Source organism: Phenylobacterium sp. (genome assembly GCF_036402295.1).
Lineage (GTDB): Bacteria > Pseudomonadota > Alphaproteobacteria > Caulobacterales > Caulobacteraceae > Phenylobacterium.
The window spans coordinates 1-12,790 of sequence record NZ_DASWTE010000292.1; the positions used below are offsets into that span (position 1 = coordinate 1).

Consider the following 12,790-nt stretch of genomic DNA (forward strand, 5'->3'; position numbering starts at 1 on the left):
CCCTCGCGGCGGGGTTGGCCTGCGCGTTCCAGGAAGGGTGAGGCGACCTGGAGTAGCCTGCGCCGATGAGCTGATCAGCGGCCAGGCGGTGGTTCAGGTCGGCTGAGGCGGGCCGCAAAGCCGGTCGAAAGCGTGGTCGAGCCGTGCGTGTGCGCGCCGCAGCGCTACTCCGACATCCTTATTGTTGTCGAGGGTGAACCGGTCTTCCTTTCAGAGCTCGGGTTCAAGCTGGCCGCCATCGGCGGGTTCGCGCTCGTGCCCTTGCGCGCCGCAGGCGCCGAGCTGATGCTGCAGGGGTTCGATGGCGGCATAGAATCATGCTGCGCCTTGGCGAACCCTCCGACAGAGTTTAGGAACGACCGCCGCGCGGGTGTGGCGATTTGGTAGACGCGGCGGATTCAAAAGCCGCTTCTGCCCGCAGTGGGCGTCGGTCCGATCGAGGCTTGCCCAGCTTCAGGATGGGCGACTGCGGCGTCTGCTTGAGGATGGGTACGTCGTTCTGATGCGCGGAATGGGTCGGCGGTTCGGAATGTGACTGCCTCGCCAACAGGGGGAACAGGCGCGGCCGGGTGGCGTCCGAAATCCCTGGTGCGGAGAGCTGTGGACAAGCGCGGGCGACGCGGCGCCAGGCAGCGCCTTGCAGGGGGCGCGATGCCCATCCATTGCGATCTTCATGATCCGCTGGTGTGGTATCGCGAAGTTGGGATCGTCATAGAGGCGTTCGCCAACGGGCGATGAGCCAATGTCGGCTTGTGGTGCTAGGGAGACGGCGAGAGAGCCTGAAATTCATCCAAGTTCACGACGTTTCAACACCGCGCGGCCGAAGAATTCCATCTTCCTAGATTCCCGAAATCATTGATTGTACGGTAGATTGTGGCTCTGGAGGTCTCCCGTTCGATCCGGGAGGGCGGCACCATCGCAAAAGCTCCCCGACATCGGGCCCGCGGCCCCTACATCGTGGCTCCGATGAGCCAGGGCACGAACTCGTTGCCGCCGTAGCCCAGGGCCTCGCTCTTGGTGCGCCGGCCCGAGGCCACGTCCAGCAGGTGGTCCAGGATCTCCGCGCCCTTCTGCGACACGGTCGCGCCGCCGTCGGCGATGGGGCCGCAGTCGACGTCGATGTCCTCGCTCATGCGCCGGTAGATCTCGGAGTTGGACGACAGCTTGATCGACGGCGACGGCTTGCAGCCGAAGGCCGAGCCGCGGCCGGTGGTGAAGGCGATCATGGTGGCGCCCGACGCCACTTGGCCGGTGGCCGAGCAGGGGTCGAAGCCCGGGCTGTCCATGAACACAAGGCCCCTGGACCGCACCGGCTCGGCGTACTCGATCACGTCCACGAGCGGCGACGAGCCGGCCTTCGCCACGGCGCCCAGCGACTTCTCGAGGATGGTGGTGAGGCCGCCCGCCTTGTTGCCGGGGGAGGGGTTGTTGTCCATCTCGGCGCCGTGGCGCTGGGTGTAGGCTTCCCACCAGTCGAGCCGGGCCCTCAGCTTAGCCGATACGTCATCGGTCGCCCGCGCGTAGAGCAGGTGCTCCGCGCCGTAGATCTCCGGGGTCTCAGACAGCATCGCCGTGCCGCCCAGGGCCACGAGACGGTCCACCGCGTCCCCCAGCGCTGGGTTCGAGGTCACGCCTGACCAGCCGTCGGAACCGCCGCACTGCAGCCCCAGCACCAGCTCGGACGCGGGCGTCTTCGTGCGCCGGGCGCGATTAGCCAGCGGCAGCATCTCGCGCAGCCGCTCCAGGCCCTGCTCGACGGCGCGGCGCGTACCGCCGACGTCCTGGATCGTGAAGGCCTGGAAGGCCTCGCGGCCGGCCAGGCCGAAGTCCTGCGCGAACTTCGCCGTCTGGATCACTTCGCACCCCAGGCCCACCAGCATCACCGCCCCGAAGTTCGGGTTGGCCGTAGTGCCCCACAGCGTCCGGCGCAGCAGGTCGAAGCCCTCGCCGCTGGCGGCCATGCCGCAGCCCGAGGTGTGGGTGATCGGCACGACGCCGTCCACGTTCGGGAAGTCGTCGAGCAGGCCCGAGCGCTCGGCCTCCTGGGCGATCAGCCGCGCCACCGTGGCCGAGCAGTTCACCGAGGTGAGCACGCCCACGTAGTTGCGCACGCCGACCCGTCCGTCGTCGCGTTGGAAGCCCATGAAGCTGCGGGCTGGCTCATGGCGCGGAGTGGTCGCGCGCGCCTCGGCCCCGCGGCGCTCGGTGGTGACCGCAAGGTTGTGCGTGTGCACGTGAGCGCCCGCCGCGATGGCCGCCGTCGCAACGCCGATCACCTGGCCGTACTTCAGGATCGGCTGGCCCGCTGCGACGGCCGCGACGGCGACCTTGTGGCCGGCGGGGATGTCGGCCAGCGCGGCCACGCCCTCGACCGCGGCGCCCTTGGGCACGCGGCGGCTGGCGACGAGCACGTTGTCGAGCGGGTGCAGCCGGATCACCGGAACCGCCGCCGTCTGCTCTGCCAACGTCATGCCCGAATGCTCCCGTGATTTCGCGCTAACATTCTAGCTGACCCGTCGCGCGGCAACTAGATCACTTCCAAATAGTCGCGGTCGGGAAGCGCCGGGAACGGCGCCGTGGGCAGGGTCTGGTACCAGAACGCCACCGAGGCGATGTCGTCCTGCAGGGGCAGGTAGGTGCGCTGCTTGCGCGGCCGCCAACCCAGGGCCTGGATCGTCACCCGCAGGTCGTCGCGGAACCGCACCGGGTCCATGACATGCCAGCGGTAGAGGCCGAACCGTTGCTGGCTCTTGTAGGCCCCGTCGGGCTGGATCACCTGCGGCAGGCCGGCATAGGGGCTGTTGAACTCCTGGTAGAACGACTTGCCGTACTTCTCCTTCTCCATGATCCCGGGATCGAAGTCGTAGGCTCCGCAGAAGTAGTCCTCGGTCCCGGTGCCACAGATGGTCGGGAACGCCCCGTCCCCGTCCACGTAGAACTTGATCTCGCCCTCGCCCCACCAGCCGGTGTTGTTGACGCCCCAGGCCATGTACGTGCCCGCGTAGTGGCCTTGGCCCTGCACGCCATCGAGGAGGGTGTAGACCTCGCCATAGGGCAGAGGGTTCGTCCGCCGGAACTGGGCGTGGAAGTAGGCGCAGTCCTCGGGCACTTCGGTCAGGGTGTAGTTGACCTGGTAGTACACGTAGAGCCGTTCGACCCCGATGTTGGTCATCGTGATCCGGGCCTTCTTCCGGAACGGCATTTCCCAGTAGCAGTTGAACGCCCGGCCGGGGTTCACGCACACCGCCAGAGAACTCACCTGGGCGTACTGCTCCCAGCCGTTGGCGAAGAAGTCGCCGGCCGGGCATTCCACCGAGGGCTGCTCCTGGTCGTCCCAGTACATGCGGATGATGGCGTGGCGCCATTTGCCGAACGCCAGCGTCATCCAGATCTGCTGGATCGCGCCCGGGCCCTCGATTTCGGCGAGGGTGAAGGTGTCGCCCACCTCGATGAAGACCGACGGGCTGATCTTCCAGCCCTGGCCCAGGCCCGCGGCGGCGGCGTAGGGCGCGCCGGTGCCCTCGGTCGCCATCCCGCCCTTGCCCTTTTCGCCGGTGAAGTTCTCCGGGCTGATCGAGCGGCTCTGGGCGTCCGACAGCCGCGAGAGCACGCCCATGTGCATGCCCAGCCCGTTGAATCCCGCCATCGGCGTCCCCTCCTCGACTGTGGGTCGGATCAGCCCCGTTCGGGGACCGTAACCTCGCCGGTGCGTTGGTTCACATAGACCTTCCACGGATAGTGCCCCCCTTCGCCCCCGGCGCCGACGGCCTGCAGGTGGTTCGTCACGGCCTTCCGCCACCGATTGGAGGTGTTGGCCGTGGTCATGTGCGGGGTCTTCGAGTGGTGGAACGTCACGCTGCCCCGCCGGATCGGGCAGACCACTGCGCGGGCCTCGTCCACGTCGCAGGTGAGGATGTCGCTGGCCATGCCTTCCACGCGCCGGTGGGTCAGCACGCCTGCGCGGTGGCCGCCGTCGATGAAGTGCATGCAGCCGTTCGTGGCGTCGACGTCCTGCAGCGGGATCCAGCAGGTGATCCCCTTGTCGTCGAGGTTGCGCCCCCAGTAGCCCTCGTCCTGGTGCCAGTAGGTGGGCGTGCTTCTGCTGGGCGGCTTGCCGAGGAACTGGTCGTACCAGAACTCCAGCTTGAGGTTCATCAGCCCGGAGGCGAAGGCGGTCAGCCACTGCCGGTACGGCTGCTCGGCGATCTCCTTCCAGACGATCGACGGCGAGGACTGCACGATCCGGAACGACCGGTTCTCCTTGTCCTCCTTGGCGTCCCACGCCCAGTCGAAGGCCAGCTTCTCCTTCTTGTCGACGAGGATGTCGCAATGGGCCTCGAGCACGTCGAGATCGGCCTGCGGGATCGCGTCCTCGACCACGAGCCAGCCATGCTCGATGAAGAACGCGCGGTGGCGATCGGTGAGGGCGGGGTAGGTCATCGGAGGCTCCTCGGCCTGCGCGGCGCCTAACATGTTAGAATGGCGCAAAGCACCGTCAAGCGCTTGAAGGCGTCCGTCCGCTAGCGCAGAGTGGCATGTCAATAGGCCCCGCGCGCCCCGCCGCCGAGGACACGCCGATGCTCGACAAGACCCGCACATTCCGGTTCGACGCCACCGAGCAGGGCGTCTACGCCCGCGACGGCTTCATCGTCCGCGAGGACGTCTTCAGCCGCGAAGAGTGCGCGGCCATCGCCGCCGACTGCGAGCAGCTCATCGCCGACCTGGAAGCCGCCCAACGGCGCACGAAGCACCTCGTCGGCAGCTACATGTTCGAGGCCCTCAAGGACCTGGCCACGTTCGTGAAGTGGGAGCCCGGTGCGCCGGACGTGGTCCAGGGCGTGGAGCCCTTCGCGCATATCTCCAAGCCGCTGGAGGCCTGGGGCCTGGACCGCCGCCTGGTCGATCCCTGCAAGGACATCGTGGGCGAGGAGGACATCATCCTCTTCACCGAGAAGCTCAACGTGAAGCGCGCCCAGCACGGCGGCCCGATCGTGCTGCACCAGGACTTCCCGTACTGGGAGGGCATGACCCCGGTCGCGCACCGGATGGCGACCGCCATGGTCTTCCTCGACGACGCGACGATCGAGAACGGTTGCCTGGAAGTCGCGCCCGGCAGCCATACGGTGGGCAAGCACGCCCAGCGCCAGACCGAAGGCTTCGGCGCGCTGGAGATGGACACCGACGCCTTCGATCTGAACCGGCTGGTCCCGCTGGAGGTCCCGGCCGGCACGGTGGCGTTTTTCGGCGCCTTCCTGGTGCACCGTTCGCTGCCGAACCGCACCGACGGCGACCGGCGCGCGCTGCTCTACACCTACCAGCCCGAAGGCCACCCCCATACGCTGGAGCTGAACCGCCTGTTCAACGCCAAGCGGGCCGAGGCCGGTTGAAGCCGGCCGCGACAGCCCTCAGTCTCGCCGCATGACCCTGCTCCCCTCCGCCGCCAACTCCGACACCTCGAAGGCCGAACGCGTCTACCGGGAACTGCGACGCCGCATCCGCGAGCTGGCGCTGCCGCCGGGCGCGCCGCTCCGTAAGGAGGAGATCGCGCTGGAGATGGGCGTCAGCCGCGCGCCGGTCAGCGAGGCCATCGCCCGGCTGGCCGACGAGGCCCTGGTCGACGTCTTCCCGCAGCATGGCAGCTTCGTCGCACCGATCCGCGCGGAGGACGTCCGCGAGAGCCTGTTCATCCGCACCGCCCTCGAGGTCGAGGCGATCCGGCGCGTGACCCAGGCGATCGACCCGGAGTTGACCGTTGAGCTGCAGGCGAACCTCGCCGGTCAGGCCGAGGCGCTGGCCGCCGGCGACCTCGCGCTCTTCTACGATCTGGACGAGGCGATGCACGCGGCGATCTTCGGGGCCCTGGAGGCGCCACGGGCCATGCGCCTGCTGGACGCCGCCCGCGCGCCGTTGGACCGCCCCCGCCGCTTGGGTCTGCCGGAAGCCGGCCGGCCGGAGGCGACGCTGGCCGAGCATCGCCGCATCGTCGACGCCATCGCCTCGGGCGATCCCGAGTTCGCCGCCGCCGCCATGCGCGCCCACCTGACCCAGGTCGCGCGCTCGGTCGAGCGCGAGCTCGAAGCGATCGAGGCCGCCGGCCGGTGACGCCGCTGCCCTTCACCCGCCTCGGCTTCGGCGGCGCGCCGCTGGGCAACCTGGGCGAGGTGCTGGACGAGGCCCGGGCGGAGGCGGTCGTCGAAGCGGCCTGGGACACCGGCCTCCGCTACTTCGACACGGCGCCGCTCTACGGCCACGGCCTCTCGGAAATGCGGCTGGGCCGGATCCTGGCGGGCAAGCGGCGCGGGGACTTCCTGATCTCCACCAAGGTCGGCCGGCTGCTGGAGCCGTGTGCGCCAGGCGAGGAGGGCGCTGGCGTCTATTTGCAGACGCCCCATGTGCGCGGCGTCTTCGACTACTCGTACGACGGCGTGATGCGGTCGTTCGAAGAGAGCTTGAACCGCCTCGGCCTCGACCGCATCGACATCCTGTTCGTCCACGACACCGACGCTCGCAACCACGGCGGCTGGGCGGCCTGCGAGGCGCGGCTCGCCGAGCTGATGGACCTGGGCGGCTGGCGGGCGCTCAGGGAGCTGCGCGGGTCCGGCGCGGTCTCGGCCATCGGCATGGGCGTCAACGAGTGGGAGCCCTGCGCCTGGCTGCTGGAGCGGGCCGACCCCGACCTCTTCCTGCTCGCCGGCCGCTACACGCTGCTGGAGCAGGGGCCGCTGGGCAGGTTCCTGCCGGCGTGCGGCAAGCGCGGCGTCGGCATCGTCCTGGGCGGCCCCTACAACTCCGGCATCCTGGCGCGCGGGCCGCAAGCCGGCGCCTCGTTCGACTACGCGGCCGCGCCGCCAGAGGTGATCGCGCGGGTCCGCCGGATCGAGGCCGTGTGCCGCCGTTTCGGCACGCCGCTGGCGGCCGCCGCGCTGCAGTTCGCTGGCGCCCACCCCGCGGTGGTCACGGTCATCCCGGGCGCGATGAGCGCCGACGAGGTGAGGGCGAACGTCGCCGCCCAGGCCCTGGCCATCCCGCCCGGGCTCTGGAACGCCCTGCGCGCCGAGGGTCTCCTGCATCCCGCCGCGCCCGTCCCGGCGCCCGCGCCGTGCTGAAAGGGATCGATCCGCTGCTGGGCCCCGAGCTGCTCGCCATCCTGCGGGCCATGGGTCACGGCGACGAGATCGTCATCGCCGACGCCAACTTCCCCGCCGACGCCAACGCCCAACGCCTCGTGCGCCTGGACGGGGTCGACGGCGCCCGAGTCCTGCAGGCCGTCGTAAGCGTCCTGCCCCTGGACGACTTCGTGCCCGAAGCGGCGTTTCGCATGGCCGACACCTCTGCGCCGGAGATCATGCCGCTCGTCTGCCACGAGTACGCGCGCGTGCTGGCCGCCGCCGGCTACGAGCGGCCCATCGGCGCCATCGAGCGCCACGCCTTCTATGAGCGCGCCCGCGAGGCTTACGCCATCGTGGCCACCGGCGAGCCGCGGTTCTGGGGCAACCTGATCCTGAAGAAGGGGGCCATCCCGCCGCAGGACGGCGGCTGATGCGCGTCGACGCTCACCAGCACTTCTGGCGGATCGACCGCGGCGACTACGGCTGGCTCGATCCGGCGCAGGTCCCCAACCTCTGCCGCGACTTCCTCCCGGGCGACCTAGCGCCGCTGCTGGCCCAAGCGCGGATCGACCGCACGGTGCTGGTCCAGGCCGCGGAGACCGTCGCGGAGACCGAATTCCTGTTGTTGCTGGCCGAGGCAACGCCGTTCGTCGGCGCGGTCGTGGGCTGGGTGGACTTCGCATCCTCGCAGGCGCCTCACGAGATCGCGCGCCTGGCGCAGAACCCGCGGCTGGCCGGCCTGCGCCCGATGCTGCAGGACCTGCCCGATCCCGACTGGATCCTCCGCGACGAGGTTCAGCCCGCCCTCCGCGCGCTCGTCGCCAACGGGCTGCGCTTCGACGCCCTCATCAAGCCGCCACAGCTGCCGGCGATCCGACGTCTGCTGGACCGTTACCCCGATCTGCCCGTGGTGATCGACCATGGCGCGAAGCCTGGGATCGCCGCGGGCGTCACGGCGCCCTGGGCCGAGCACATGCGCGCGATCGCCCGCGACAGCCGAGCCGTCTGCAAGCTCTCGGGCCTGGCGACCGAGGCAGCGCCGGGCTGGACCGTCGAGACGCTGCGGCCCCACGTCGAAGTGCTCATCGAGGCCTTCGGCCCCTCGCGCCTGATGTTCGGCTCGGACTGGCCGGTCCTGACGGAGAACGGCGACTATCTGGACTGGCTCGCGGCGGCGGAGGCCCTGACGGTAGGCCTCAACGACGCCGAGCGAGCCGATGCGTTCGGCGGGACGGCCGCCCGCTTCTACGGGCTCCGCTAGCTACAGCCGCGTGATCCGGCCGTCGTGGATGTAGAGCGTCGGGCCGGCGCCGCCGATGGCCGCGCGATGCTCGTCCACCCACGGCATGCGCTCGGGCTGGGCCCGCCGGACGGGCTTCAGCTGGAACTCCATCGGGAAGGCGAGGCGGGGCCGGTCGGTGGTGTTGGGCGCCGTGTAGTGCAGGGTCTCGGCGTGGTGGAACGTGCAGCCGCCCTTCTTCAGCGGACATGCGACGGCGGTCGAGAGGTCGACGCCGGCGCGCTCATCGACCATCAGGACGTTCTGGGACGGATCATCCTCCTGGCGGTGCGGCAGCAGCCCGCGCCGGTGCGATCCGGGGATGAACTGCATGGCCCCCATTTCGACGCTCACGTCGTGCATCGGCAGCCAGACGCCGAGCGCGCAGTAGTCGAACTCGGGCTGCCAGTAGGCGTGGTCCTGGTGCCAGCTGGCGGCCGGGCCGCCGGGCGCCTTGCGGATCATGTGGCCCCAGCTGGTGAGCTGCGCCTCGTCCTGGTCCAGCAGCGCCGCCGCGAACCGTCGGGCGTTGCGGCGGAAGTTGGTCTCAAGGATCTCCGGGAACTGCATCTCGGGGAAGAACGACTGGGTGAGCTTGCCGGCGATCTCGGGGATGCGGAGACCCGACCGGTCGACCGGGCCGCCCGGGTTGCCGGCATTCGCCGGATCAAAGATGTGCTCGAAGATCCGCCGGAGCCAGTCGACCTCCTCGTCGGTGGTCAGGCGCTCCACGGCCAGAAAGCCGTTCGCGCGGAAGAAGGCGACGTCGTCCGCGGTCGGCGATACGTCGAGGACCGGTCCGGGCGGCGGGCCGAACAGCGTCTCAGCCATGCTGACATGTTAGCGCCCAATCCGCTCAGCGGGCAATCCGCCGACACGGAAGCGGGTTGACTGACGCAGCGCGAGACCGCCTCAATTCGAAGAGGCGGTACCTTGAGAAACCGCCCAACGAGAGGAAGCGCCATGGCGGCCAAGAGATTTCCGGTGGAGGCGAGCCACATCCTCATGTTCGCCCGCTCGATCGGCGACGAGAACCCGGTCTACACCGACGAGGAAGCGGCCAAGAAGACCGAGGCCGGCGGCATCATCGCCCCGCCGACGTTCGTCCAGGCCAGCGCCCAGTTCGATCCCGACTACTTCCTGCGGCCCAAGGTGGGCCAGCCCTGGTTCGGGTCGGGCAAGAACCCGACCGGCATCGTCCGCACCGAAGGCGGTGGAGGCCGTGGTGGCGGTGGAGGCGGCGGCCTGCACGCCGAGCAGCACTATGAGTACCACCGCCCGGTGCGGGCCGGCGACGTGCTGACGGCCACCACCTTCCCCGGCAAGACCTGGGAGAAGGAAGGCAAGCGCTCGGGCAAGCTGGTTTTCTCCGAGAGCGTCACCGAATACCGCGACCAGAACGGCGAGCTGGTGGTCACCGCCCGCGGCGTCGGCGTGCGCACCGAGCGCCCGGTCGAGCAGCCCGCGCCCAAGAAAGAGGAGGCCTGAGCGATGCCACTGTCCGCCGCCAAGCTGAAGGTGGGCGACGTCCACACCGCCCGCCTCGTCGAGGACCTGAAGCGCACTCAGATCGTCCAGTACGCGGGCGCCTCGGGCGACTACAACCCACTCCACACCGACGAGGTCTTCACGACCAAGGTGGCCGGCTATCCGTCGGTTTTCGCCCACGGGATGCTGACCATGGGCATGACCGGCAAGATGCTCACCGACTACGTGGGCGATGCGCGCCTGACCAAGTACGGCGTGCGCTTCACCAGCCAGGTCTGGCCGGGTGACACGCTGGACGCCAGCGCCACCGTGACTGAGATCGCGAACGGGCTGGCGAAGTTCGACGTCTCCACCAGGAACCAGGACGGCGTCGAGGTGCTGTCGGGCTACGCGGAAGCGCGGATCGACGCCTGATGCATCCCAGCGTCTTCGCGGAGACGACGCCCGACAAGCCCGCCTACATCATGGCCGCCAGCGGCCAGGTGGTGACGTTCCGCGAGCTGAACGACCGCTCCAACCAGGGGGCCCAGCTCTTCCGGGCGCTGGGCCTCCGGGTGGGCGACGGGGTGGCCATCATGATGGAGAACCACCCCATCTACTACGAGGTGCTGTGGGCGGCGCAGCGGTCCGGCCTGCGCTACACGGCCATCTCCTCGCGGCTCACGCCCGGCGAGGTCGAGTACATCGTCAGGGACTCCGCCGCGAAGGTGTTCGTGGTCTCCAAGGCCATGGCGCCGATCGCCCTGGAGGTCGCCGCCAACCTCTCCGGTGTGGCGCTCCTGATGGCCGACGAAGCCATCGCACCCTTCGCGTCCTTCGAGGCCGAGCGGGCGAAGCATCCGGCCACGCCCGTCCCCGACGAGACGCCGGGCGGCGCCATGCTCTACTCGTCCGGCACGACGGGTCGGCCCAAGGGCGTGAAGCGGGCGCTGGCCGGCGGGTCGCTGCTTGAGGCCGAGGCGCTGACGCAGTGGGCGCGCGAGGGCTACGGGATGGACCCGGACACAATCTACCTCTCGCCGGCGCCGCTCTATCACGCCGCCCCGCTGGGCTGGTCGATGAACGTCCAGCGGCTGGGCGGCACCGTCATCCTGATGGAGAAGTTCGACGCCGAGGATTGCCTGCGGCAGATCGAGAAGCACCGCGTCACCCACGTACAGTTCGTGCCCACCCACTTCGTGCGCATGCTGAAGCTGCCCGAGGCGGTGCGGGCCAAGTACGACCACAGCTCACTGAAGGTGGTCTTCCACGCCGCCGCGCCGTGCCCGGTGCCGGTGAAGGAGCAGATGATCGCCTGGTGGGGTCCGCTGATCCACGAGTACTACGCCGGCACCGAGGGCAACGGTCGCACCGTGATCGACAGCCATGAGTGGCTGGCCCACAAGGGCTCGGTCGGCCGCGCGACCCTGCCGGTCGAGGTGAAGATCTGCGACGACGACGGCGAGCCGCTGCCGCCGCGTACCGAAGGCATGGTGTTCTTCGCGGGCGGCGGGAAATTCGAGTACCACAACGCGCCCGAGAAAACGGCCGACAGCACCAACAAGTACGGCTGGACGACGCTCGGCGACGTGGGTTGGCTCGACGAGGAGGGCTACCTCTACCTCACCGACCGCAAAAGCTTCATGATCATTTCCGGCGGGGTGAACATCTATCCGCAGGAGATCGAGAACCTGCTCGTCACGCACCCGAAGGTGGCCGACGCCGCGGTGGTAGGCGCGCCCGACGAGGAGATGGGCGAGAAGGTGGTGGCGGTGATCCAGCCGATGGACTGGGCCGACGCCGGCGACGCGTTCCGCGCAGAGCTCACCGCCTTCTGCCGCACGAGCCTCTCGGGCGTGAAGCTGCCCCGCCAGATCGACTTCATGGAGGAGCTGCCGCGCCATCCGACGGGCAAGCTCTACAAGCGCCTGATCCGCGACGCCTACTGGGCGCAGGCCAAGGCGTCGGCCCGCTGATCGACAGTTCCTTTCCCTTGCGGACGGGCGGCACAGTGCGGCCGCAAGCCAGCGAGGGACGGACATGACCAGCGAGCTTTTCGACCTGACCGGCAAGGTGGCGCTGGTCACCGGCGGCAGCCGCGGCCTGGGGCTGCAGATGGTCCGCGCCTTCGCCAGGGCCGGCGCCGACGTGATCGTCGCCAGCCGCAAGCTCGAGGCCTGCGAGGCGGCCGCAGAGGAGGTGCGCGCCCTCGGCCGTCGGGCCCTGGCCGTGGCCGTCCACGCCGGCCGCTGGGACGAGATCGATCGGCTGATCGAGGCCGCCTACGCCGAGTTCGGTCGCATCGACATCCTGGTGAACAATGCCGGCATGAGCCCCGCCATGCCCAGCCACGAGGTTACCGAGCAGCTGTTCGACAGCGTCATGAACCTCAACTTCAAGGGCCCGTTCCGCCTGGCGTCGCAGGTGGCCAAGCGGATGGCCGACGGGGACGGCGGGGTGATCATCAACATCTCGTCGACCGGCGCGCTGGTGCCGCTGCCGCGGGTGGTCCCGTACTCCGGCGCCAAGGCCGCCCTGAACGCCATGACCGTCTCGCTGGCGCACGAGTACGGCCCGAAGGTGCGGGTCAACACCATCTCGGCCGGGCCGTTCCTGACCGACATCTCCAAGGCCTGGACGCCCGAGGCCCGGGAAACCGCCGCCAACGCCCTGGGCCGTCCGGGCCGGCCGGAAGAGGTGGTGACGACCGCGCTCTACCTGGCGAGCCCGATGTCCTCGTTCACGACCGGCGCGATCGTACGGGTGGACGGCGGGCAGCACTGATCCGGCGCGACTAGGTCGTCGCCGTCGCGGGCTTCGCGCCCTTCACGAACGGCTGCGGCTTCCACTGCACCAGCGAGCGCCAGAGCCACTCGAACGGACCGTAGTGGAAGCGCGCCAGCCACGGCCGGCTCCACAGCAGGATGAAGGCCCA

Annotated in this window: 15 protein-coding genes; 10 read left to right on the forward strand and 5 right to left on the reverse strand. The window is 69.5% G+C overall.

Features of this window, described 5'->3' with window-relative positions; genetic code table 11:
* Positions 1–132 precede the first annotated feature (132 nt).
* On the forward strand, positions 133–387 hold the full coding sequence (locus tag VGD44_RS17610; protein ID WP_331089505.1) for a hypothetical protein: 255 nt from the start codon (positions 133–135) through the stop codon (positions 385–387).
* A gap of 563 nt (positions 388–950) precedes the next feature.
* On the opposite strand, the gene VGD44_RS17615 is transcribed toward VGD44_RS17610, so the two are convergent.
* Genes VGD44_RS17615 through VGD44_RS17625 form a run of 3 tightly spaced genes read right to left on the reverse strand, consistent with a single transcriptional unit; the run spans position 951 to position 4,440 of the window.
* On the reverse strand, positions 951–2,471 hold the full coding sequence (locus tag VGD44_RS17615) for a UxaA family hydrolase (RefSeq protein ID WP_331089507.1): 1,521 nt from the start codon (positions 2,469–2,471) through the stop codon (positions 951–953).
* Between the two features lie 56 nt (positions 2,472–2,527).
* Positions 2,528–3,646: a glycoside hydrolase family 172 protein gene (locus VGD44_RS17620; protein ID WP_331089509.1), complete on the reverse strand. Its 1,119-nt coding sequence runs from the start codon at positions 3,644–3,646 to the stop codon at positions 2,528–2,530.
* A 29-nt stretch (positions 3,647–3,675) separates the two neighbouring features.
* Positions 3,676–4,440 carry a phytanoyl-CoA dioxygenase family protein gene (locus VGD44_RS17625; RefSeq protein WP_331089511.1) on the reverse strand — a complete coding sequence of 255 codons (765 nt, stop codon included), beginning with the start codon at positions 4,438–4,440 and terminating at the stop codon, positions 3,676–3,678.
* A gap of 137 nt (positions 4,441–4,577) precedes the next feature.
* On the opposite strand from VGD44_RS17625, the gene VGD44_RS17630 reads away from it, so the two are divergent.
* The 5 genes from VGD44_RS17630 to VGD44_RS17650 are packed head-to-tail and all read left to right on the forward strand — an operon-like array spanning position 4,578 to position 8,370.
* Entirely contained in the window at positions 4,578–5,387 is an 810-nt protein-coding gene (locus tag VGD44_RS17630; RefSeq protein WP_331089513.1) for a phytanoyl-CoA dioxygenase family protein, read from the forward strand.
* Positions 5,388–5,418: 31 nt separating this feature from the next.
* The gene (locus VGD44_RS17635) at positions 5,419–6,102 is read left to right on the forward strand and encodes a GntR family transcriptional regulator (RefSeq protein WP_331089515.1); all 684 of its coding nucleotides are present in this window, start codon (positions 5,419–5,421) and stop codon (positions 6,100–6,102) included.
* Positions 6,099–7,106 carry an aldo/keto reductase gene (locus VGD44_RS17640; RefSeq protein ID WP_331089518.1) on the forward strand — a complete coding sequence of 336 codons (1,008 nt, stop codon included), beginning with the start codon at positions 6,099–6,101 and terminating at the stop codon, positions 7,104–7,106. Before VGD44_RS17635 ends, VGD44_RS17640 begins: the two co-directional genes overlap by 4 nt.
* Complete coding sequence (locus VGD44_RS17645; RefSeq protein WP_331089520.1) at positions 7,100–7,540, forward strand: RbsD/FucU family protein; 441 nt, start codon at positions 7,100–7,102, stop codon at positions 7,538–7,540. Before VGD44_RS17640 ends, VGD44_RS17645 begins: the two co-directional genes overlap by 7 nt.
* On the forward strand, positions 7,540–8,370 hold the full coding sequence (locus VGD44_RS17650) for an amidohydrolase family protein (RefSeq protein ID WP_331089522.1): 831 nt from the start codon (positions 7,540–7,542) through the stop codon (positions 8,368–8,370). Before VGD44_RS17645 ends, VGD44_RS17650 begins: the two co-directional genes overlap by 1 nt.
* Here the strand turns inward: VGD44_RS17650 and VGD44_RS17655 are convergent, their stop codons facing one another.
* Positions 8,371–9,219 carry a phytanoyl-CoA dioxygenase family protein gene (locus tag VGD44_RS17655; RefSeq protein ID WP_331089524.1) on the reverse strand — a complete coding sequence of 283 codons (849 nt, stop codon included), beginning with the start codon at positions 9,217–9,219 and terminating at the stop codon, positions 8,371–8,373.
* A 132-nt stretch (positions 9,220–9,351) separates the two neighbouring features.
* Between VGD44_RS17655 and VGD44_RS17660 the strand changes: the two genes are divergently transcribed.
* The 4 genes from VGD44_RS17660 to VGD44_RS17675 all read left to right on the forward strand — a co-directional run bounded on the left by VGD44_RS17660 (position 9,352) and on the right by VGD44_RS17675 (position 12,639).
* Positions 9,352–9,876: an FAS1-like dehydratase domain-containing protein gene (locus VGD44_RS17660; protein ID WP_331089526.1), complete on the forward strand. Its 525-nt coding sequence runs from the start codon at positions 9,352–9,354 to the stop codon at positions 9,874–9,876.
* Between the two features lie 3 nt (positions 9,877–9,879).
* A complete protein-coding gene (locus tag VGD44_RS17665) occupies positions 9,880–10,290 on the forward strand; it encodes a MaoC/PaaZ C-terminal domain-containing protein (RefSeq protein ID WP_331089528.1) in 411 nt (136 codons plus the stop codon).
* Positions 10,290–11,831: an acyl-CoA synthetase gene (locus VGD44_RS17670; RefSeq protein WP_331089530.1), complete on the forward strand. Its 1,542-nt coding sequence runs from the start codon at positions 10,290–10,292 to the stop codon at positions 11,829–11,831. Before VGD44_RS17665 ends, VGD44_RS17670 begins: the two co-directional genes overlap by 1 nt.
* Before the next feature lie 64 nt (positions 11,832–11,895).
* Complete coding sequence (locus tag VGD44_RS17675) at positions 11,896–12,639, forward strand: SDR family oxidoreductase (protein WP_331089532.1); 744 nt, start codon at positions 11,896–11,898, stop codon at positions 12,637–12,639.
* 10 nt (positions 12,640–12,649) lie between these two features.
* Here the strand turns inward: VGD44_RS17675 and VGD44_RS26540 are convergent, their stop codons facing one another.
* Positions 12,650–12,781, reverse strand: coding sequence for a DUF418 domain-containing protein (locus tag VGD44_RS26540; RefSeq protein ID WP_414694683.1), 132 nt, complete (start codon positions 12,779–12,781; stop codon positions 12,650–12,652).
* Positions 12,782–12,790: the final 9 nt, after the last annotated feature.

Coding starts and splice junctions, on each gene's coding strand:
- VGD44_RS17650 (WP_331089522.1), top strand. CDS start 7,540: ATGCGCGTCGACGCTCACCAGCACTTCTGGCGGATCGACCGCGGCGAC.
- VGD44_RS17630 (WP_331089513.1), top strand. CDS start 4,578: ATGCTCGACAAGACCCGCACATTCCGGTTCGACGCCACCGAGCAGGGC.
- VGD44_RS17660 (WP_331089526.1), top strand. CDS start 9,352: ATGGCGGCCAAGAGATTTCCGGTGGAGGCGAGCCACATCCTCATGTTC.
- VGD44_RS17670 (WP_331089530.1), top strand. CDS start 10,290: ATGCATCCCAGCGTCTTCGCGGAGACGACGCCCGACAAGCCCGCCTAC.
- VGD44_RS17620 (WP_331089509.1), bottom strand. CDS start 3,646: ATGGCGGGATTCAACGGGCTGGGCATGCACATGGGCGTGCTCTCGCGG.
- VGD44_RS17625 (WP_331089511.1), bottom strand. CDS start 4,440: ATGACCTACCCCGCCCTCACCGATCGCCACCGCGCGTTCTTCATCGAG.
- VGD44_RS17675 (WP_331089532.1), top strand. CDS start 11,896: ATGACCAGCGAGCTTTTCGACCTGACCGGCAAGGTGGCGCTGGTCACC.
- VGD44_RS17635 (WP_331089515.1), top strand. CDS start 5,419: ATGACCCTGCTCCCCTCCGCCGCCAACTCCGACACCTCGAAGGCCGAA.
- VGD44_RS17665 (WP_331089528.1), top strand. CDS start 9,880: ATGCCACTGTCCGCCGCCAAGCTGAAGGTGGGCGACGTCCACACCGCC.
- VGD44_RS17615 (WP_331089507.1), bottom strand. CDS start 2,471: ATGACGTTGGCAGAGCAGACGGCGGCGGTTCCGGTGATCCGGCTGCAC.
- VGD44_RS17655 (WP_331089524.1), bottom strand. CDS start 9,219: ATGGCTGAGACGCTGTTCGGCCCGCCGCCCGGACCGGTCCTCGACGTA.